The following is a 20,841-nucleotide window of genomic DNA, read 5'->3' on the forward strand; positions in this document are numbered from 1 at the left end:
CAAAAAACAAAAAAGAAAATTGCTCCCCTCATTACAAAAAGTAATAAGTAGGGAGCAATTTTCTTTTATATTTACACTTAAAAAGTATTATCGTCCTGTTTTAAAGAGCCCAAAAATGATTCTACATGGACGATAATGAAAAGTCAAGAACTACAGTTCTTCCTCTTCCTCTTCTTCTGTTTCATCGTACTCGAGTTCTTCGTCAGCGAATTCTTCATCTTCTTCATCTTCTAAGTCATCAAGATCATCGTCTTCATCAAGAACCTTGTCCAAATCTTCTACATCATCATCGTCTTCGTTTTCATCATCGAAGTCTTCTTCACTGAAGTCTTCGTCTTCTTCAACGTAGTCATCAAAGTCATCTTCTTCAACCTTGCGCTTTTTCTTAGGTTTTGGTTGAGGTAGAATTTCCTCATCGATTTGCTCGTATGGGTACCAGCTACGTAGTCCCCAACGGTTTTCTCCTAAATTGATGAAACGTCCATCAATATTTAAATCTGTATAAAATTGTGCGATCTTCGCAGCAACTTGTTCTTGAGATAGTCCCAGCACTTGAGCAATTTCTTGAACCAAATCATGGAATGACGTTGCCTGTCTTTTATCCTCTAAAACACTATGTACAACTTCAATCATGGAAAATTCTTTTAGCTCTTCTGGTGAATATTGCTTAAAATCCACTTATGCGGCACTTCCTTTCTTAAAATATAATCCTATATATAACGGCCTGTTTAAAAAAATCCATACTATTCATTATAAACAAAACTCCAACAAATATGCTACAAAAAAAATGGGAAACTTTTATAAGGAGTCATTAAAAGTGATTATAGGCCATTATTTACGAGATTAAGCTGTAAGAACGATATAAATCCATTGTGATTTTCAAGCATATAAATTGCGGCTATAAATACAAAAGTGGATTTCCTCTCATTTTCCCCTCCTGATTTCACCCAGCATGGGGCTAAAAAAGGCTCTGACCGCTTCTATGCATGGCCGGATGCTCTCTCCCGCCTAAATAAAGAGAGTTTTATATTTATATAACCTTCTATTTCGGAAGCATATGCGCTCCATGTAAAACATACCTAATCTGCATTTCTGTATATTCCTCTAGCGTATAAAGCTTTTGTAACGCCCAACGTCTAAATCCCCACATTTGTCCTTGAATGAAAATATTATGAGCGAGCAGCTGTATTTCCTTTTTTGTTAATGTAAATGTGCCGTTTCTCGTGCACTGTTCTAAAATATTTTCAAACATCCCCACCATTTGGAACTCTTTTTCTAACACGTATGGAAGAGACTCTTTCGGTAAAAAACGAACTTCTTGATACATAATTAATACTTCTTCTTGTAACTCATCCATCACTTTAAAATAATTCGTAATTGCTATTCTTAAACTTTCAATACTTCCTTTTTCTGTGCACACTACTTTTTCTAATCTTTCTTTTACATGTTCGTAAATACTATCACATACTAGATATAAGACATCATCTTTCGTACGAATATATTCATAAAGTGTCCCAATACTAAACCCCGCCGCTTTTGCAATCTCTCTCGTTGTTGTACGCGGAAATCCTTTTTGTTTAAAAAGCTGCACAGCTCCTTTGATCATCTGTTCACGCCTTAGCGCAACCAGCTTCTCATCCTTTACAGATGCATGTACATTGTGCTTAACCATCCCCTTCACCTCTCTTTATTATTTGGAAGGAAAAAGCGTAGGAAGCCCCCCTACGCTCTTTCTCTTATTTTGTTAACATACGAGAAATCACAAGTCTTTGAATTTCTTGTGTTCCCTCATAAATTTGCGTAATCTTCGCATCGCGCATAAAACGTTCCACTGGATAATCTTTCGTATATCCATATCCACCAAATACTTGCACTGCTTCAGTCGTTACTTTCATCGCTGTATCGCCAGCAAATACTTTCGACATCGCCGATTCTTTTCCGTATGGAAGTCCTTCTGATTCTAGCCAAGCAGCTTGATATGTTAATAGGCGCGCTGCTTCTACATTTGTCGCCATATCTGCTAATTTAAAACCGATTCCTTGTTGCGCGGCGATTGGCTTCCCAAATTGGTGCCTTTCTCTCGCATAATCCACAGAAGCATCTAAAGCGCCTTGCGCGATACCAACGGCCTGTGCAGCAATCCCATTACGTCCGCCGTCCAGCGTCTGCATTGCAATTTTAAACCCTTGTCCTTCTTCGCCAAGTAAGTTCTCAGCAGGGATACGGCAGTCTTCAAACATGATTTCTGTTGTTGGTGAAGAGCGAATCCCAAGCTTGCTCTCTTTCTTACCAACTGAAAATCCTGGTGCATCACTTTCTACAATGAATGCACTTGTACCGCGCTGTTTCGATTCTGGATCAGTTAATGCAAAGACAACGTAAATATCAGCGATTCCCCCATTTGTAATAAAAATTTTGGACCCATTTAAAATGTAATGATCACCATCGCGCTTTGCCGTCGTTCTCATCCCGCCTGCATCTGAACCAGAACCTGGCTCTGTTAAACCGTATGCGCCAATTTTCTTTCCTTCTGCCATCGGACGTAAAAACTTTTGTTTTTGCTCTTCTGTTCCAAATTTAAAAATAGGCCATCCAGCAAGCGAAGTATGAGCAGACAACGTTACACCTGTCGAAGCGCAAACACGTGATAACTCTTCTACCGCAATCACGTACGCTAAGTAATCGCTTCCAATCCCGCCGTATTCTTCAGGCCATGGAATTCCTGTTAAACCAAGTTCTGCCATTTGGTCAAATAAAGCACGGTCAAATCGTTCTTCTTCGTCGCGCTCAGCAGCTGTTGGGGCCACTTCATTTCTCGCAAAGTCCCGAACCATTTTTCTTATCATTTCGTGTTCTTCTGATAATTTAAAATGCATGTTTCTTCCTCCCCACTCTCTTCCCTCTATAGTGCACGGCTAATAACAAGCCTTTGTATTTCACTCGTTCCTTCGTAAATTTCACAAATTTTTGCATCACGGAAAAATCGCTCAACTGGATAATCTTTCGTATAACCGTAACCACCAAATACTTGCACCGCTTCAATTGCGACATCCACCGCTGTTTTCGAAGCAAATAACTTTGCAATAGATGCTTCTTTCCCGCACGGAAGTCCTTGCGCTCTGAGCGATGCTGCCCTATACACAAGTAGCCTCGCTGCTTCTACGCTCGTAGCCATATCTGCTAGTTTAAAGCCAAGTCCTTGCTGCGCGGCAATCGGCTTCCCAAATTGCTGACGTTCCTTCGCATAATCCACTGCACATGTTAGCGCTGCCTCAGCAATTCCAAATGCCTGTGCCCCGATACCAATGCGGCCAACATCTAAATTTGCCATCGCGACTTTAAAGCCTTGTCCTTCTTCACCAAGTAAGTTCTCTGCTGGCACCTTCATATCTTCAAATGTTAATTGCACGGTACGAGAACCAAGCAGTCCCATCTTATGTTCGTCTTTGCCAACGATTAAGCCTGGTGTATCTTTTTCTACAATAAACGCCGAAATCCCGCTTTTTCCTGCATCTGGATTCGTAGAAGCAAATACGATATATGTATTTGCCTCGCCGCCGTTTGTAATAAATACTTTCGATCCGTTAATGATATAGTGGTCACCTTGTTTTATGGCCCTTGATTTTAAGCTACCTGCATCTGAACCCGCATTCGGCTCCGTTAAAGCAAATGCACCTAAATATTCACCTGTCGCCAGTTTAGAAACATATTTCTGTTTCTGTTCCTCTGTTCCAAAATATAAAATTGGGTTTGTTCCAACCGATGTATGTACCGCTAAAATAACACCAATCGTCGCGCTAACTTTTGATATTTCCTCAATCGCTAAAATGTAAGAAATGAAATCCATTTCCGCGCCACCATATTTCGCCGGCGCTGGAATCCCCATAAGTCCAAGTTTCCCCATTTTCGTCAAAATTTCTCTAGGGAACACCCCTTGTTCCATACTTGGAACAAAGGGGGCGATTTCCTTTTGCGCAAAATCCCGAACCATTTTCCTCATCATCTGCTGCTCTTCCGTAAAATGAAAATTCATACGCCCCGCCTCCATTTGCTATATATCCTCTTTCACCTTCCTGGTAAGACCACTACTTTGTCAAAAAGAGGGAGATCTACCTTATCTTCCTTACTCGTATACGTAGAAACCGCGTCCTGTTTTTCTTCCTAACCACCCTGCATTTACATACTTACGTAATAATGGACATGGGCGATACTTACTATCTCCTAGTCCTTCATGCAGAACTTCCATAATGTATAAACACGTATCTAAGCCGATAAAATCCGCTAACGTCAGTGGTCCCATAGGGTGGTTCATACCAAGCTTCATTACTTCATCAATCGCTTCTTTTGTCGCCACACCTTCATATAGCGTATAAATCGCTTCATTGATCATCGGTAATAAAATACGGTTAGAAACAAATCCAGGGAAGTCATTTACTTCAACAGGTACTTTTCCGATTTTCTTTGTAATGTCTTCGATTGTTTCGTATACCGCATCGTCTGTTGCAAGCCCGCGGATAATTTCAACAAGCTTCATCACTGGAACTGGATTCATAAAGTGCATACCGATTACTTTCTCTGGGCGGTTTGTTACCGCTGCGATTTCGGTAATTGGTAAGGAAGATGTATTTGTTGCCAAAATTGTATGTTCTGGTGCAATTTCATCTAAATTCGCGAAAATTTTCTTTTTAATATCCATTTTCTCAACGGCTGCCTCAATGACAAGATCCGCTTCTTTTACACAATCCAATTCAAGCGTCGCAGTAAGACGATTTAAAGTTGCTTCCTTTGACTCTTCATCCATGCGTCCTTTTTCTACTTGGCGTGCTAAGTTTTTTGTAATAATGGATAATCCCCGATCTAATTGGTCTTGCTTCAAATCTTGCATATACACATCATAGCCTGCCATTGCACACACCTGTGCAATACCTGAACCCATTTGCCCCGCACCGATTACCACAATTTTTTGTACACTCATTTTTTCTCCCCCTTTTTATTAATGAACCTCAATCATAATCGCGTCGCCTTGACCGCCACCGCTGCAAATCGATGCAATTCCAATTCCACCGCCGCGCTGCTTCAGCGCATGAATAAGCGTTACAATAATCCGTGCTCCGCTTGCTCCAATTGGATGACCCATCGCAACCGCGCCGCCATTTACGTTAATTTTCTCCGGATCAATTCCTGCAATATTTGCACTCGCAATTGCAACTGCTGCAAAGGCTTCGTTAATCTCAAATAAGTCAATCTCATCCACAGTCTTACCTGTTTGTTTCAAAAGTTCGTTAATCGCATAACCTGGCGTTCTTGGGAAATCCTTCGCTTCTACTGCAATGGCTGTATGCGCTAAAATTGTCGCTAACGGTTTTCTTCCTTCTTGCTGCGCTCTGTCTTCGCTCATTAATACAAGCGCTGCCCCGCCGTCATTTAATCCAGGTGCATTCCCAGCTGTTACTGTTGCTGCCGGATCAAATACAGGTTTTAATTTTGCTAACTTTTCAATTGTTGTATCCTCACGTGGCGCTTCATCTTTTGTAACAACAATCGGATCTCCTTTGCGCTGCGGTACTGAAACAGGAACGATTTCTTCTTCAAATCTTCCTTCTTTTTGCGCAGCAACTGCGCGCTGATGACTACGGTACGCCCATTCATCTTGCGCTTCGCGAGAGATTCCATCCTCCTTCGCGACTTCCCCGCCATACACGCCCATATGTATACCAGAAAATGAACATGTCAAGCCATCTACTATATTTAAATCAGCAACTTGATTATGTCCCATCCGATATCCCCAGCGGGCACCTTGTAGAATATAAGGACTATTGCTCATCGATTCCATTCCACCCGCTACAATAAGCGTTTGATCCCCAGTGCGAATAACTTGATCCGCTAACGTCACAGCACGCAGTCCCGATGCACAAACTTTATTCACTGTTTCTGTACGAGTTTCCCAAGGAAGTCCAGCTTCTCTTGCTGCCTGGCGCGAAGGAATTTGCCCCTGTCCGCCTTGAATCACCGCTCCAAATATAACTTCTTCAACATCATTTGCAGCAACATTCGCTCGTTCAAGCGCAGCTTTAATCGCAATTCCTCCAAGTTCCGTTGCTTTAACATCCTTTAAAGATCCCCCAAATTTTCCAACCGGTGTTCTTGCAGCACTTAAAATAACTGTTCTTACCACGTTTATTTCCCCCATTTCTTTTTTTCGGCGCTGAGCGCACGCTCGGTACTCCTACGCTGAGAAGAGGTGCAAATCTTGCACCTCTTTCTAAAGTTGTATAGATTCTTACGTACTACATAGCTTCTTTTTTAGGTCCAATTACAGAGCGTTCTAAAATTTCTGTTACATCAAGTGTCTGAACTTGCTCTTCTACTTCTTTTGCTTTCGTACCGTCACTAATCATCGTTAAGCAATACGGACATCCTGTACCAATAATTGACGGTTTCACAGCAAGCGCCTGCTCTGTACGGGCAACGTTAATGCGCGAACCTGTTGTTTCTTCCATCCACATAAGTCCGCCGCCTGCGCCGCAGCACATGCCAGTTTCACGATTACGCTCCATTTCAACAACTTTCACACCTGGAATTGCTTTTAAAATACTACGCGGTGCTTCATATACTTCGTTGTATCTTCCTAAATAACAGGAGTCATGATACGTAATCGTCTCTTCAATACGGTGAACCGGCTCTAGTCGCCCTTCTTTCACCCACTGCGCTAATAATTCTGTATGGTGATAGACTTCTGCTTGTAAGCCAAAGTCTGGATACTCATTTTTAAATGTGTTATAGGCATGCGGATCAATCGTAACAATTTTCTTCACACCTGCTTTTTCAAACTCTTCAATGTTCTTTGTGGCCATCTCTTGGAATACGAACTCATTTCCAAGGCGTCGTGGTGTATCTCCAGAGTTCTTTTCTTTGTTACCAAGAATCGCAAATGATATGCCTGCTTTATTCATCAGCTTCGCAAACGATATCGCAATTTTCTGACTGCGATTATCATACGATCCCATAGAGCCGACCCAGAATAAATATTCAAATTCTTCGCCAGCTTTCGTTTTCTCTTTCACAGTCGGAACCGTTACTTCATCATCACCTTGTCGCCATGTTTCACGCTCTTTACGATTCAGCCCCCACGGATTTCCTTGGCGTTCAATATTTGTCATTGCACGCTGCGCTTCCGCATCCATCTTTCCTTCTGTTAAAACAAGATAACGACGTAGATCAATAATTTTATCAACATGCTCATTCATAACAGGGCACTGGTCTTCGCAGTTACGGCACGTTGTACATGCCCAAATTTCTTCTTCTGTAATGACATCCCCGATTAAACTCGGATCATATGAAAGCGCCGTAGCAGCTGACTCCTGTTGTCCTTGACCAGCCGTCATCATCGCTAACTGATTTCCTTGAGTATTGTTAAATGCAACTGCTGGAACCCACGGTACCTTTGATGTCACCGCTGCCCCCTTATCAGTTAAATGATCGCGAAGCTTTAAAATTAAATCCATTGGCGACAGCATCTTGCCTGTCCCTGTTGCCGGGCACATACTCGTACAGCGTCCGCATTCTACACAAGCGTATAAATCAATAAGTTGTGTCTGTCTAAAGTCTTCAATTTTTCCAACACCAAATGTTTCTTGTGTTTCATCTTCAAAATCAATTTTTTCAAGTTTTCCTGGATTAGAAAGACGGCTAAAAAATACATTGGCCGGTCCAGCAATTAAATGAGCGTGTTTTGATTGTGGTACATAAACTAAAAATGTTAACAAAATAAGTAGATGCACCCACCAAGAAAAATAGAACACCGAAATGGCTACGGTTTCATTTATTCCCGAAAAAACGTAAGCGATTCCAGAAGCAATTGGTTCGCTCCATGAAAGTTCCTCACCGTGCCATATAATGCCCATGCCGTTACCAAGTAGTACAGAAAGCATTAAGCCTCCAATAAAAATAAGAACAAGGCCCGATTTAAAATTACGTTTTAAACGAACAAGCTTTTCAACATATCTTCTATGAAAAGCCCAAAAAACTGCGATTAAAATCATAAGTGTGACAATTTCCTGGAAGAATGTAAATGCAGGGTATAGTGGTCCAAGTGGAAGATGTGATCCTGGTGCGAGTCCTTTCCAAATGAAGTCAATTGCTCCGAATTGGACAAGAATAAATCCGTAAAAAAACATAACGTGCATGATGCCGCTTTTTTTATCTTTCAGCAATTTTTTTTGGCCGAAAACGTTGACCTTCAGGAGATCCCATCGCTCTTTAAAGCGGCGGTCAAATTCTACTTTTTTTCCTAGCTGTATGTAGGCCATCCTCGTCCGTATAAGATATACAAACAAATATCCCGCATAAGCAATAACAGCAATGGCAGCCAGCCAATTAATGATCAGTAAACTATTCATTTTTATGCTACCCCTCTCTTTGTAAGCCTTCTTTCTTTTAGAATCTTCGAAAATAAATAATTTTCTGAATTATATCCTCTATCCTCATTATATAATGAGTGAGCATTCAGTCAACAGTTTTTTGTTATACAACACAATATTTTTTCATAAAGCTGTTTATTTAGGTGAAACTATAAAAATGAATTCGCAGGAGGTAATTTGATAATGGTCTTTTTATCTCTCTTACTAATAGGCTTAATCATATGGGTCTCACTCGACTTTTTGCTCGGAAGAACACATCATTTAAAAAAAGTAAAGCCCCGCCCTTTTCCTTTACGACGCGGCAATTTTAAATTGTATACATGGGGAACAAATTTATATAATGATTTATTTCTGGATATACAGGAGGCAAAACACCATATACATATTCTATTTTTCATTGTCAAAAATGATGAAATTAGTCACACCTTTTTACAACTTCTCACTGAAAAAGCAAAACAAGGGATAGAAGTACGTCTACTTCTCGATCGTATAGGAAGCCATCATTTATCAGATGAGGCGATTCGCTCAATGCGACAACACGGTGTATCTTTTTCATATTGTCATAAAATCAAGATCCCTTTTCTCTTTTTTTCTGCAAACCAAAGAAATCATAGAAAAATTACGATTATCGATGGGAAGATTGGCTATATTGGGGGATTCAACATCGGAGAAGAATATTTAGGGCGTGATCCAGAACTTGGCCTTTGGCGTGATTATCATTTACGCCTAACTGGAGAAGGCGTACAAGATTTACAAAAACAATTTTTGCACGATTGGCGCGATGATACGAATGAAGATTTACTAGAAGAAGTGGTGCTTTTTCCTAAACAACTACCAGGTCCTATATTGCACCGCTTTATCCCAACAGACGGTGCTTATTTACAGGAAACATTTGTATCACTGATTGAAAGTGCAAAAGAAGAATTATACATTGGCACACCCTATTTTGTTCCGGGAAAAATAGTAATGAATGCATTATTACAAGCAAAGAAACGAGGTGTTCGCATTACGATTCTCGTTCCTAAAAAAGCAGACCACCCGCTCGTTCGCGAAGCTAAACTACCATACTGCCGGAAATTGATGAAGGTAGGATGTAACATTTATGAATTTCAACAAGGTTTTTTTCATGCAAAAATTATTATGGTAGATAATCATATTTGTGATATCGGAACAGCTAATTTTGATATGAGAAGCTTATATATTAATCATGAAATAAATTGTCTCCTGTATGACTCAGCTTTTATACAAGAAATTAAGGTTCAAATTAGCAAAGATATCGAAGGGTCTACATTGCTTACTTGGAAAGATGTCTCCTCTCTTTCCCTTGTTGATAAAGGAAAAGAATGGATTGGAACGTTACTAGCATTTTTCTTATGAAATGAAACTTTTAATAATTAACGGAGGTAGGGCAGATGATTATGCGCTTTGGGTATGTCTCACATGCAGTCGCTTTGTGGGACTGTTCCCCTGCTAAAACAATGACATTTACAACGTGGAAAAAGCTTGGCAAACAGGAACGAGAAGAAAAATTATATAACATTACAATGCAAAACCTTATGCATACATTACGTATCCTGCATTACAATATCGCACATGAAATTCCATTATACCGATTATCATCTTCTATCGTCCCACTCGCCACCCACCCTGAAGTTGATTTTAATTATATCGATATATTTACACCATTTTGGCGTAAGATGGGGGAATTAATTCGAGAGTATAACTTACGAGTCAGCTTTCATCCAAATCAGTTCACATTATTTACAAGTGAAAAACCTCATGTTACAGACAATGCGGTTTTAGATATGATGTATCACTATAACGTATTAGATGCAATGGGACTCGCAGACTCTTCCTACATTAACATTCATATTGGAGGTGCATACGGCAACAAAGAGAAAGCTTTACTGCGCTTTCATGAAAACTTAAAAAAGCTCCCTTTCCATATCAAACAGCAAATGACACTTGAAAATGATGATAAAACCTATACAGCCTCTGAAACATTGGCCGTTTGTAAGCAAGAAAGAATCCCTTTTGTATTTGATTATCATCATCACATGGCAAATCTTTGTGATGAACCATTAGAGACACTACTACCAGCTATTTTCGAAACATGGAATCATACAAATACCATTCCTAAGATCCATATTTCTTCACCAAAATCAGAGAAGGAATTCAGATCACACGCTAATTATATTGATGCTACATTTATAAAACCCTTTTTACACATCATGAGAGAACTAAATCAAGATTTCGATATTATGATTGAGAGTAAACAAAAAGATTTAGCACTTTTTCAGTTCGTAGATGAACTTGCTTCTATAAGAGGAGTGAGACGAATAAGCGGTGCAGCGTTACAATGGTAATTGTAACGCTGTTTCACGATTCTCTTCTCTTTAGTGTGATTGCCGAAGGTGTTAAGAGCAAGGAATAATAATCATTCTTACATACCTAAACCTTTGACTACACATTCAAGAGCTTTGAATTATCTAACACTTTTATCCCTAACAAAAATAAAGAACCCTCACTTGGGTTCTTTTTTTATCTTAATGTTCAAATGGCATATCTGAAGCTAATTGTACTTGTTCCTGTTGATTTGTTAATGCGTGATCTTGACTCACTCCGAATGCAATACCAGCTAGCATTGCCATTGCCATTAAACCGCATGCAAGAATTTTTTTCATCACTCATCACCCTATGCTCTATTTTCTTTAAATATATCATGAAATAATTTCTTTTAAAAATGCAATTATGCATATTCTCTTATGGTTTCATTATTTAAAAATATAGAATGAAACTTCCATCAGTGGGAGTACTCTTCATTCCACACTGATTGTTAGCCCTCACCGACTGGGCTTTTACGGGCAGTTATCTTCCACCTATCTTCCTCTTTTCTCTCTTAATCTTGAAGTGGGGGAATTACTGCCCACGAATAGCGGGATAAATTTAATCAGCTAGAGAATATTGTCTGTTCATTACGATCAGCTAATCCCATTTTTGCTAATAATATCTCTTTTTGAGAATGTAAATCTAGTAAATCAAAAAATAATAAAGCCTTTTCATAAACAACTGTAATTTCACTTGGCGGATAAATTAATTTCTCTAAGCACTCTCCCTTTTGATAGTACAGTTGCCCAAGAAGCTGCATACTCCCAATAAGTCGCGACGTTTCAATTGCTTTATCTACTTGCTGAAGCGACTTTGCATATTCATTATTTAAGCATAAAGCTTTCGCATAATTATATCGAACCTTAACAACAAAATCTTGATCACTCTGCAATGACTCCAGCTGTTGTAAAATATCTTGAAATAATGTAATAGCTTTTTCTAAATGGTTATTTTCTGCATAAATAATAGCAATCGAATTTTCGATATATAAATTTTGAAACACATCTACCCCAACATATTGCCGATGGATTATATTTTTCAGCTCTGAGATGCAGTATTCAAAATTGACTTTCTTTAAAGCATAAGAAGATAAATGATAATACCATAGAAGAAATTGCTTAAATTCAGGATGACATTCTTCTTTCTTTAACTCCTCTGAAACAATTTTATGAATTTCATCATACTGCTTTTTCTTACACAATAATTGAATTTGATTCTTAAACTTTTTCTTTCTTTCGAGGTCAGAATAAAGAAGAACCTCATAAAAATGAATAATGGGAACCCTTAGCTTTGCTGCAATCCCTTGCAGTATATCCATACTTGGATATACCGTTCCTGACTCAATCCTGCTTACTTCTGATTGATGACATATATTCTCAGACAACTGCTTTTGTGTTAAACCTCTTAACATTCTAATTTTCTTTATTTCAGCTCCCAGCTTTTCTGCGTGCATAATAGCTCACCATCCCATTACAGAAATCTAACTTTTAAGTTGTCATACCACTACAATAATAGTTTTTCGGCACTTTTAGACATGAAATATTGCATAATATATATCATTTAGCACACCTTTCTTGTAAATCATCTTATACAAATACAAGACTCCAAATGTTAGAGATGAATAATATAAAAATTGCTAGTATATTCCTTACTTCTGTTCTATTCTACCCCTTATCATGTAGCAGCAATTATCGTGCCCCAAAAATTGATAACAATGAAGTGAACATTGAAGTTACTCAACCTAGCTTGATAATTAGTAAATAAACTGAACCACAAAACGTAACAATAGGAAATATTGCTAAAAATACTTAAAAGATGAAGTACAAGAGGTTAACGCGTAACAAAAACAAGTTACCACTGAAAAGATGTTGAATTTCAACCTACAAGAAAATCAAACCGAAGTATGTCTTTCCCAATCATATAAAAATGATGAAATATATGACCAAGACATCATTGCTCAAGTAGATAAACATGGGGTAATTAAGACAATTAGTGGTAAGGTTACCCAAAATCTAGAACAGCAACCTAATCTTACTATAACAAATTTTTTGTCGAAAAATGAAGTAAAATCTATATTATGTCATAGACTTTACATTTTAGTGATAGAGGTTCAAAAAAAAAAGAATAAAAAGATGTTTACCACTATAACCGGTAAACATCTTTTTTTATATCCATCCCTTTTCTTCCGCAATCGTAATTGCTTCAATTCGGTTTTTCGCACTTAATTTTGTTAACACATCTGAAATATAGTTCCTCACAGTACCAGATGAAAGATACAATGTCTTCGCAATTTCATTTGCTGTTTTTCCCTCTTTTGCTAAGCGAAGCACATCTTTTTCACGATCTGATAACGGATTTTGTTCTTGCCATAGCCCAAACATTAATTCAGGAGAAATCTCTCGTTTCCCCTTCATCACATTACGAATCGCTGCCGCTAAATCTTCACTTGGACTATCCTTTAATAAATACCCATGAACCCCCGCTTTCATCGCTCTTTCAAAATAACCTGGGCGTGCAAATGTTGTTAAAATCATTATTCTACATGAAGATTTCTTCTTTTTCTGCAATTCTTCCGCAACATCCAACCCGCTCTGAATTGGCATTTCAATATCCATAATACTTACATCCGGCTGCAACTTTTCAATTAATTTTAAAGCTTCTTCACCGTTCTCTGCTTGCCCAACCACTTCAATGTCGTCTTCTAAATCAAGCAGAGCCCCGAGTGCCCCCCGAAGCATTCTTTGATCTTCAGCAAGAATAATTCGAATCATGCTCTCACCTCATCTTTTCCTGTTCTAATTACAATTGGAACTTTCACTATTAAAATCGTCCCTGGATGCAGCGCCTTTAGTTCAAGTCCTCCATCAATAAGTGCCAGACGTTCTTTCATACCTAAGATACCATTCCCATCATGACTCTGCTTTTGTAATCCCACTCCATTATCTTTCACCTGCAAAATCAGTTCTCCTTGCGTTTCAAATAAAGAAACCGTACATGCCGTCGCCTTACTATGCTTTACAACATTCGTTACTGCTTCTCGCAAACACATCCCTAAAATATTTTGTTCAAGCGGTGATAATGCACCGCTATTCGCTTTCTGCTTTACCTCTAGTGAAATATTAGCAGCTTGCAGAATCGCCTTTATTTGCTCAAGCTCCTCTTCAACTGTAATCATTCGCATATCAGAAATTAATTCCCTAAGCTGCTTTAAAGCTATGCGAGATGTTTGCGTTATCTCCTTTGCCTCAAGACTAGCACGCTCTGGATTTTTCACAATCAGCTTCTCAACAAGCTGACTTTTTAAAGTAATAAGAGATAACGTATGTCCTAGCGTATCGTGAAGGTCCCTTGCAATTCGCTGACGTTCTTCACGTTTTACTAAATCTTTAATTTGTTCATTGGCTTCGTTTAATTGCATTTTCAACATTTTTTTTTGATTAAAGTTACGCATACCAAATGGTGTAAGAAGCATTAAGATAAACATTGGAATCATATTGATTAAACTAGTCTTGGTTAACTGATCTATATTCACAAATAAAAAAGTACCGATCATTACTACTAAAAGGGCAAGTAATACTCGAAATGATTTTTTTGTTGGTGCAAATCCTATTGCACTGGCAGTGTAAAATCCAAAAAATATCATAAATGGATTATAAATTGCAGAGAATATGAATATAATTACAATTTGAACACATGCCCATAAAATAAATGTCTCTTTAACAAAATAAAGTTGACGGTATGCAATGACAAAAACCACTAGCATACTGATTCCAGCTAAAAGCCTCCAACCCGATTCTTGCGTTAAATTGTAAATCGGAAATAGTAGATACACAAACCACATATATGGGAAAAAACCCATATGTTTTGGAAAAAATTCAAACTGCTTTTTTTCTGTCATTTATACCGCTTCCTGTCTCTTTCTTATATATATTGATATTACAACAAAGATAAGGAAATAACCTCCTAAAATCGCGATATTTTCCCATCCTATCGATTTACCATCAACAATATCCCAAGCACCGCTTCCAAAATGATATGTTGGTGTCCATTCCCCGATTGTTCTTAGTACCTTTGGAAAAACTTCGATCGGCATCCATAAACCACCTAACACCGCTAAACTCATATTTAAAATGTTAGCAAGCCCCGCAGCTGCATCTGCTTTCTTAATGGAACCAATAACCGTTCCTAGCGCTAAAAATGGTGTGACACCTAGTAATAACCACAATCCAGCACCTATCCATTGTCCAACCGTTAACTCTACGTTATTAATTAGCATACCTGCAATAAAGATCACAAGTATTGAAAATGCATTTACCACTGTTTGAGAAATAATTTTAGCCGTTAAATATGCACCCTCTGGAAGTGGCGTGATTTTTAAAAGATGTGTCCACCCCTGCCCCTTTTCTTGTGAAAGTCTCACCCCGAAACTAAAAAGTGCTGTTCCTACAATACTGAAAGTAGCCATCGAAATTAAATAGTGTGCTTTCCAAGCATCTCCGTTTTGTGGTACTTGAATGACATTCGTAAAAATGTAATAGAACATCACTGGCATTAATAGTGAAAAAAAGATAAATAATTTATTGCGGAATGTACGTAAAATCTCTATTTTGCATTGCATCCATAATGCCTTCATGCGATTCCCTCCTTTTGATTTGCAACAAACTGTTCAAACGCCTCGTCAAGGCTTCCACGTTCAACAGAAACATCTGTAATAGGTAAGCTCTTTTGATAAATTGCTTGCAATGTAGCATCCGTATCATCCGTTGTGAGAATAACACGCTGTTCATGAAACTGTACTGCTTTAACATGCGGTAATTCTTTCAGCAAATCTGTAGGGATTTTTTCTTTTGCATAAAATGAAATGGTTTTTTGAGAAATCGTTGCCTTCATTTCCTCTGGAGTCCCATCCGCAATGATTTTTCCGTTTGCAAATAATAAAATGCGATCTGATAGTGCATCAGCTTCTTCTAGATAATGCGTTGTTAAAATAATCGTTTTCCCTTCACTTGCTAACCTTCGAATCGTTTCCCAGAAAGCCTTTCTAGATGTGATGTCCATGCCTACAGTCGGTTCATCTAAAAATAATAAATCGGGATTTCCAGCAAGTGCGAGCGCAAAATTCAAACGTCTTTTCTGACCACCTGATAACTTTTCACACCGCTGTTTTTTTTCTGATTCTAAGTTTGATAACTGAAGCAATGTATCTTTTGCAACTGGATTCGTATAGTAACTACGAAACAAATCAATTGCCTCACCAACTGATATACTATCAATCACGCTCACCTCTTGCAGCATGGCACCAAAGCGATTGCGAACATCTCGATGCTTTGGACTTTTCCCAAATATAGAAACACTTCCTTCTGATGGATCCTTTAATCCAAGCATCATTGAAATCGTTGTTGTTTTCCCTGCACCATTTGGTCCAAGAAGCGCAACAATCTGCCCCTTCTCTACATGAAATGAAACATTATTTACAGCCTTTTTATGTTTAAATGTTTTTGAAACATTATTTACTTCAATAACCTTTTCCATCTCTCCACCTCCGTCATTCCTTATATTTACATTGTATAAATTGGAAGAGATGGAAAACAGTAAAATACGTCATGATATGAATATGACAATTGTCATAAAGTGAAAATTTCATAAGCAGGCAAGTTTATCTCTACAGATTATTAGCACTCACTAATTGGGTATTAACTGGTAGTTTACCTCTCACCTTCCTTCTCTGCTTTCTCCGAGTTTTGAGGTGGAAGTATTTTCAGGGGACTATCTCTATGAGATCACATCCCCCTTCAAAGCGCCCCAAAAAGCATATGAGCCGCACGCCAGTAGCAGGACAAAAATAAACATGATACAATCGTGTAAGATATATATTCGAGGAAGGACAGTGGTTTTTTTTATGATCATTCGTAATGAGAAGGATTTAGAAGGTTTACGAAAAATTGGCCGTGTTGTTGCGCTTGCACGTGAAGAAATGAAAAAGCAAGCGAAGCCAGGTATGACAACGAAAGAACTTGATTTGATCGGCAAAAAAGTATTAGATGAGCACGGTGCCATTTCTGCACCTGAAAAAGAATATGATTTTCCAGGTGTAACTTGTATTAGTGTAAATGAAGAAGTTGCCCACGGTATCCCAAAAGATCAAGTATTAAAAGAAGGCGACTTAGTAAACGTTGATGTGTCCGCGGCACTTGACGGTTATTATGCGGATACAGGTATTTCTTTTGTTCTTGGGCAAGATGAAGAAAAAGAAAAACTTTGCCAAGCTGCAGTAGACGCATTTTGGGCAGCAATGAAAAAAGTAAAAGCTGGTTCAAAACAAAACCAAATCGGTCGTGCAGTTTCTAACTTTGCCCATAAAAATGGCTATGCTGTTATCCAAAACTTAACAGGTCATGGTATCGGGCTTAGCTTACATGAGGCACCAAACCATATTTTAAGCTACTATGATCCAATGGATAACGCGCTTCTTAAAGATGGGCTTGTTATAGCTGTAGAGCCTTTCATTTCCATGAAAGCTGACCATATTATTGAACGCGGTGATGATGGCTGGACATTTGTAACACCAGATAAAAGCCTTGTTGCACAATGTGAACATACAGTTGTCGTAACACGTGGTGAGCCAATTATTTTAACTGAACTGTAAAGGATAAAAGGAATGCAAATAGCGTTCCTTTTCCTATACAAAAAAAAGAGAAATCAAACTGATTTCTCTTTTTTCATATGGATGCCTTACATCTACAGATGATCATCATGCAATGTGGAAACATGACAATTATCGTTTTCAAAAGGTTCTGGCATGAGAAAAAGAAACCCCACCATAGATTTCTTTTTCTCTTCTACATAATCTAAAATTTGGGTACACTAGACATGCAATTTAGGGGCTTTCAAAACAAGAAAGCGAACCTTTGTCTAAAATGATAGCATATACATTCTCTCTAAAAATATGCAAATATGCATATGAAACTATTCTATATAAATCTATTTCAATTTTTCGACATCTAATTGAAAAAGCGACGTGCAATTCTTTTCTCTCTGTTTTCATTTGGCTTTACTTTTATTTCTCAACCTAAATTGATTGAAGATACAAAAAACAAGAGATAAAATAAAGTCGTTATCCGTCTTCTTTTGTCATTCATATAGAATAGAAGAATAGGAGAGGAATATATGAAGAGAACATTGAAACAAAAAATAGTAAGCTCTTTGCTTGCTGCAACACTCGCTGTCAGCCTAGCTCCAATTGGACAAGCAAAAGCTGATTCCCCAACAGAAACTATCAAAACTCCATCTATTACAGGACAAGTTGATGCTAACCGCGCAATCGAACACATCCGTTTTTTATCAAAAACAATTGGCCCGCGCCCTGGTGGTACACAATCAGAAAAATGGGCTTCTCGCTATGTTGGGCTGAAATTACAGTCAATGGGATATGAAGTAGAATATCAACCATTTTCTGTACCAGATCAATATGTCGGATTTATTGATTCTCCTTTATCTCGTTCAAAAAATTGGCAAGCAGGGGCTGCCCCGAATGCTTTAATTTCTACTGAGGCTGTTACCGCTCCCCTCATTTTTGTACCAAATGGGACAAACCTAGACGAAATTCCAAATGAGGTAAACGGGAAAATTGTCTTATTTGAAAGAGGTGCCACAGTAGCAGACTACAACAAACAAGTAGAAAATGCCGTTACAAAAGGTGCAAAGGCGGTCCTCTTATATAGTTTAATTGGCGGCCGCGGTAACTATGGACAAACTTTCAATCCAAGATTAACTAAAAAACAGTCAATCCCTGTATTCGGTCTTGCATATGCACAAGGTAATGCCTTCAAAGAGGAATTAACGAAAAAAGGGAGTGAAATCCTTTCTTTAAAAGCACGACATGAATCAAACCTACAATCTCTAAATGTTATCGCGAAAAAGAAACCAAAGAACAGCACTGGAAATGAAAAAGCTGTTATCGTAAGTTCCCATTATGACAGTGTTGCTGGAGCACCAGGAGCAAATGACAATGCCTCTGGAACCGGCTTAGTATTAGAATTAGCTCGCGCATTTCAAAATGTAGAAACTGACAAGGAAATCCGTTTTATTGCTTTTGGATCAGAAGAAATGGGACTAATTGGATCTGAACATTACGTTGACAACTTATCACAAACAGAACGCGGTCGCATTTTAGGTGTATTCAATGCTGATATGGTCGCAACAAACTATGAGAAAGCAAAAAATTTATATGCAATGACTCTAGATGGATCTACGAATCTTGTAACGGATGCTGCACTAAATGCTGGTAAACAATTAAATAATGACCTTGTTCTTCAAGGAAAATTCGGTTCTAGTGACCATGTACCGTTTGCTTATGCTGGCATCCCTGCAGCTCTGTTCATTTGGATGGGAGTAGATAGCTGGGACCCGCTTATCTATCATATTGAAAAGGTATACCATACACCGCAAGATAACGTTCTAGAAAACATTTCACCTAAGCGTATGAAAATCGCTTTAGATGTCATTGGTACTGGTGTTTATGATGTTCTTCAAAAAACAGCTATACAAACAGGGCAGAAAGCTGCTTAATTATCATCAAAGCCACCATTTAGAACTGGTGGCCTTTTTATATTGAAATAAATATGCATAAATACATCTCTATTTCAATATATTATCATGTATAATAATAACTATAACAATAATGATTATAGCTAATAAGAATGCATTTCTATTATGAAAAAGATGATACTTGCAGGTACATTAACTTTTGCCGGACTGGCAGGAGTTGCTGCTTTTGTTTCAAAAACAAAAGCTACCGCTGCAACCATTCAAGAACAAAACTTTACCAAATATTATTTCTAATTTCGACATAAAAATAGCTATACAGTCATCCAAAACGTAATGGAACATGGCATTGATCATAAGCTTACATGAGGTACCAAATCCCATTCTAAGCTTATGCTTCAATAGATAATGCACTTCTTAAAGATGGTTTTTTTATCAATTTAGAGCCGTTTATCTCCGTGAAAGTTGACCATATTATTCGCTGATTGAGCCCGATTTGAAAACGCTCTCTTTTCCCGATAAAAAAACCCCTTCAGGTTGCATTCTTTCCTTCACCTTATCGTGAAGTTTTTTGAATACCTACCTAAAGGGAGTAATATCAATAGTAATTTTTTAATTTGTGTACTACTCAGATTACAGTGTAATCAATAATCTAAAGCTTTTTTATTATTTTACTCGCTGACGAGCGAATAGAATTCCACCTAAAAGGAACAATACCATACCTCCAAGAATTGAAATCATTTCCGCTGATGTTCCTCCTGTGTTAGGAAGTAATGTCGGCTTATCATTTTCTGTAGTAGGTGGAACTTTTGAATCGTTATTTGTGTTTGGATCTTTTGGATCTGTACTTGGATCTTTCGGATCTGTGCTTGGATCTTTCGGATCTGTGCTTGGATCTTTCGGATCTGTGCTTGGATCTTTTGGATCTACGATTTTTGTATTCGTGATGTCATAACCATTTACTTCAGATTTGTATCCGTCTACTGCTTGTTCTTTTACTTCATACTTGTAAGCTACACCATTTTCATCATATGCTGCTAAATCTTTAAACGCATATTTCCATTCACTTGCTGCGCTTACTTCTTGTGTTGCGATTACTTTACCATTTTGTAGTAGGTCTACTTTGATCATTTCTGGACGTTCTTTCGCATTATCGTCTTTCCATGTTTTCTTACCACTAACTTCCGTTTTCTCCATATTCTTGTAGGTATTCGTAATTGTTGTTCCTTCTACTTTTGTTTCGTAGTCGTTTACTTTTACTTCACCTACTGTGTACTTGTACTCGTTTCCTTGTTCATCGTACTTCGGCAGATCTTTAAAGTTGAAATTCCAGTTTCCAGCTTGATCTGCTTTTACTTCTTGTGTTTTCAACTCTGTACCATTTTGAAGTAGTTGAACTGTGATACTTTCTGGGCGTTTACCAAACTTATTGTTGTAATCGTCCCATACTTTCTTACCACTAACTTCTATTGTTTCTGTATTCTTGTAA

Annotated in this window: 18 protein-coding genes and 1 pseudogene; 5 read left to right on the forward strand and 14 right to left on the reverse strand. The window is 38.1% G+C overall.

Features of this window, described 5'->3' with window-relative positions:
• Positions 1 to 150: 150 nt before the first annotated feature.
• The 7 genes and pseudogenes from rpoE to CN288_RS25445 all read right to left on the reverse strand — a co-directional run bounded on the left by rpoE (position 151) and on the right by CN288_RS25445 (position 8,399).
• Positions 151 to 678: a DNA-directed RNA polymerase subunit delta gene (gene rpoE / locus CN288_RS25415; RefSeq protein WP_026591833.1), complete on the reverse strand. Its 528-nt coding sequence runs from the start codon at positions 676 to 678 to the stop codon at positions 151 to 153.
• A gap of 364 nt (positions 679 to 1,042) precedes the next feature.
• Positions 1,043 to 1,672, reverse strand: a complete 630-nt coding sequence (locus tag CN288_RS25420) for a TetR/AcrR family transcriptional regulator (protein WP_026591832.1) — start codon at positions 1,670 to 1,672, stop codon at positions 1,043 to 1,045.
• Positions 1,673 to 1,736: 64 nt separating this feature from the next.
• Positions 1,737 to 2,876, reverse strand: a complete 1,140-nt coding sequence (acdA, locus tag CN288_RS25425) for an acyl-CoA dehydrogenase AcdA (RefSeq protein ID WP_026591831.1) — start codon at positions 2,874 to 2,876, stop codon at positions 1,737 to 1,739.
• A 26-nt stretch (positions 2,877 to 2,902) separates the two neighbouring features.
• Positions 2,903 to 4,033, reverse strand: a complete 1,131-nt coding sequence (locus CN288_RS25430; protein ID WP_098303391.1) for an acyl-CoA dehydrogenase — start codon at positions 4,031 to 4,033, stop codon at positions 2,903 to 2,905.
• A 90-nt stretch (positions 4,034 to 4,123) separates the two neighbouring features.
• Positions 4,124 to 4,975, reverse strand: coding sequence for a 3-hydroxybutyryl-CoA dehydrogenase (locus CN288_RS25435; RefSeq protein WP_090695116.1), 852 nt, complete (start codon positions 4,973 to 4,975; stop codon positions 4,124 to 4,126).
• An 18-nt stretch (positions 4,976 to 4,993) separates the two neighbouring features.
• Positions 4,994 to 6,278, reverse strand: a pseudogene (locus tag CN288_RS25440) (acetyl-CoA C-acetyltransferase).
• 9 nt (positions 6,279 to 6,287) lie between these two features.
• Positions 6,288 to 8,399 carry a (Fe-S)-binding protein gene (locus CN288_RS25445; RefSeq protein ID WP_090695122.1) on the reverse strand — a complete coding sequence of 704 codons (2,112 nt, stop codon included), beginning with the start codon at positions 8,397 to 8,399 and terminating at the stop codon, positions 6,288 to 6,290.
• Positions 8,400 to 8,603: 204 nt separating this feature from the next.
• Here CN288_RS25445 and cls point away from each other — a divergent pair, with 204 nt between their 5' ends.
• Both cls and uvsE read left to right on the forward strand, forming a co-directional pair.
• On the forward strand, positions 8,604 to 9,797 hold the full coding sequence (gene cls, locus CN288_RS25450) for a cardiolipin synthase (protein ID WP_098303385.1): 1,194 nt from the start codon (positions 8,604 to 8,606) through the stop codon (positions 9,795 to 9,797).
• A gap of 35 nt (positions 9,798 to 9,832) precedes the next feature.
• Complete coding sequence (gene uvsE / locus CN288_RS25455) at positions 9,833 to 10,786, forward strand: UV DNA damage repair endonuclease UvsE (RefSeq protein ID WP_098303386.1); 954 nt, start codon at positions 9,833 to 9,835, stop codon at positions 10,784 to 10,786.
• 180 nt (positions 10,787 to 10,966) lie between these two features.
• Here the strand turns inward: uvsE and CN288_RS25460 are convergent, their stop codons facing one another.
• The 6 genes from CN288_RS25460 to CN288_RS25495 all read right to left on the reverse strand — a co-directional run bounded on the left by CN288_RS25460 (position 10,967) and on the right by CN288_RS25495 (position 16,340).
• Positions 10,967 to 11,104 carry a quorum-sensing peptide PapR gene (locus CN288_RS25460; protein WP_026591824.1) on the reverse strand — a complete coding sequence of 46 codons (138 nt, stop codon included), beginning with the start codon at positions 11,102 to 11,104 and terminating at the stop codon, positions 10,967 to 10,969.
• Positions 11,105 to 11,370: 266 nt separating this feature from the next.
• Entirely contained in the window at positions 11,371 to 12,261 is an 891-nt protein-coding gene (locus CN288_RS25470) for a helix-turn-helix domain-containing protein (RefSeq protein WP_098303387.1), read from the reverse strand.
• A gap of 712 nt (positions 12,262 to 12,973) precedes the next feature.
• Positions 12,974 to 13,579, reverse strand: coding sequence for a response regulator transcription factor (locus CN288_RS25480; protein ID WP_026591821.1), 606 nt, complete (start codon positions 13,577 to 13,579; stop codon positions 12,974 to 12,976).
• Positions 13,576 to 14,706, reverse strand: a complete 1,131-nt coding sequence (locus CN288_RS25485) for a sensor histidine kinase (RefSeq protein WP_098303388.1) — start codon at positions 14,704 to 14,706, stop codon at positions 13,576 to 13,578. The genes CN288_RS25480 and CN288_RS25485 overlap by 4 nt, the downstream gene beginning before the upstream one ends.
• A complete protein-coding gene (locus tag CN288_RS25490) occupies positions 14,707 to 15,441 on the reverse strand; it encodes an ABC transporter permease (protein WP_026591819.1) in 735 nt (244 codons plus the stop codon).
• Complete coding sequence (locus CN288_RS25495; protein WP_098303389.1) at positions 15,438 to 16,340, reverse strand: ABC transporter ATP-binding protein; 903 nt, start codon at positions 16,338 to 16,340, stop codon at positions 15,438 to 15,440. The genes CN288_RS25490 and CN288_RS25495 overlap by 4 nt, the downstream gene beginning before the upstream one ends.
• A gap of 316 nt (positions 16,341 to 16,656) precedes the next feature.
• On the opposite strand from CN288_RS25495, the gene map reads away from it, so the two are divergent.
• The 3 genes from map (at position 16,657) to CN288_RS29905 (ending at position 19,649) form a co-directional block, all read left to right on the forward strand.
• Entirely contained in the window at positions 16,657 to 17,454 is a 798-nt protein-coding gene (map, locus tag CN288_RS25500) for a type I methionyl aminopeptidase (RefSeq protein ID WP_026008493.1), read from the forward strand.
• 521 nt (positions 17,455 to 17,975) lie between these two features.
• The gene (locus CN288_RS25505) at positions 17,976 to 19,376 is read left to right on the forward strand and encodes a M28 family metallopeptidase (RefSeq protein ID WP_098303390.1); all 1,401 of its coding nucleotides are present in this window, start codon (positions 17,976 to 17,978) and stop codon (positions 19,374 to 19,376) included.
• Between the two features lie 144 nt (positions 19,377 to 19,520).
• Positions 19,521 to 19,649 carry a hypothetical protein gene (locus tag CN288_RS29905; RefSeq protein ID WP_255260058.1) on the forward strand — a complete coding sequence of 43 codons (129 nt, stop codon included), beginning with the start codon at positions 19,521 to 19,523 and terminating at the stop codon, positions 19,647 to 19,649.
• Between the two features lie 369 nt (positions 19,650 to 20,018).
• Here CN288_RS29905 and CN288_RS25510 read toward each other — a convergent pair.
• Positions 20,019 to 20,841: Cna B-type domain-containing protein (locus CN288_RS25510; protein ID WP_141528012.1), on the reverse strand; the 823-nt coding region annotated here is incomplete at its 5' end.

It is taken from the genome of Bacillus sp. AFS023182 (assembly GCF_002560575.1).
Classification (GTDB): domain Bacteria; phylum Bacillota; class Bacilli; order Bacillales; family Bacillaceae_G; genus Bacillus_A; species Bacillus_A arachidis.

What these genes read in the sequence shown, in the direction of transcription:
- CN288_RS25435 (WP_090695116.1), bottom strand. Translation starts at nt 4,975, where the DNA reads ATGAGTGTACAAAAAATTGTGGTAATCGGTGCGGGGCAAATGGGTTCA.
- acdA (WP_026591831.1), bottom strand. Translation starts at nt 2,876, where the DNA reads ATGCATTTTAAATTATCAGAAGAACACGAAATGATAAGAAAAATGGTT.
- CN288_RS25460 (WP_026591824.1), bottom strand. Translation starts at nt 11,104, where the DNA reads ATGAAAAAAATTCTTGCATGCGGTTTAATGGCAATGGCAATGCTAGCT.
- CN288_RS25490 (WP_026591819.1), bottom strand. Translation starts at nt 15,441, where the DNA reads ATGAAGGCATTATGGATGCAATGCAAAATAGAGATTTTACGTACATTC.
- CN288_RS25495 (WP_098303389.1), bottom strand. Translation starts at nt 16,340, where the DNA reads ATGGAAAAGGTTATTGAAGTAAATAATGTTTCAAAAACATTTAAACAT.
- CN288_RS25445 (WP_090695122.1), bottom strand. Translation starts at nt 8,399, where the DNA reads ATGAATAGTTTACTGATCATTAATTGGCTGGCTGCCATTGCTGTTATT.
- CN288_RS25485 (WP_098303388.1), bottom strand. Translation starts at nt 14,706, where the DNA reads ATGACAGAAAAAAAGCAGTTTGAATTTTTTCCAAAACATATGGGTTTT.
- CN288_RS25470 (WP_098303387.1), bottom strand. Translation starts at nt 12,261, where the DNA reads ATGCACGCAGAAAAGCTGGGAGCTGAAATAAAGAAAATTAGAATGTTA.
- CN288_RS25505 (WP_098303390.1), top strand. Translation starts at nt 17,976, where the DNA reads ATGAAGAGAACATTGAAACAAAAAATAGTAAGCTCTTTGCTTGCTGCA.
- cls (WP_098303385.1), top strand. Translation starts at nt 8,604, where the DNA reads ATGGTCTTTTTATCTCTCTTACTAATAGGCTTAATCATATGGGTCTCA.
- CN288_RS25430 (WP_098303391.1), bottom strand. Translation starts at nt 4,033, where the DNA reads ATGAATTTTCATTTTACGGAAGAGCAGCAGATGATGAGGAAAATGGTT.
- CN288_RS25480 (WP_026591821.1), bottom strand. Translation starts at nt 13,579, where the DNA reads ATGATTCGAATTATTCTTGCTGAAGATCAAAGAATGCTTCGGGGGGCA.
- uvsE (WP_098303386.1), top strand. Translation starts at nt 9,833, where the DNA reads ATGATTATGCGCTTTGGGTATGTCTCACATGCAGTCGCTTTGTGGGAC.
- map (WP_026008493.1), top strand. Translation starts at nt 16,657, where the DNA reads ATGATACAATCGTGTAAGATATATATTCGAGGAAGGACAGTGGTTTTT.
- CN288_RS29905 (WP_255260058.1), top strand. Translation starts at nt 19,521, where the DNA reads ATGAAAAAGATGATACTTGCAGGTACATTAACTTTTGCCGGACTGGCA.
- CN288_RS25420 (WP_026591832.1), bottom strand. Translation starts at nt 1,672, where the DNA reads ATGGTTAAGCACAATGTACATGCATCTGTAAAGGATGAGAAGCTGGTT.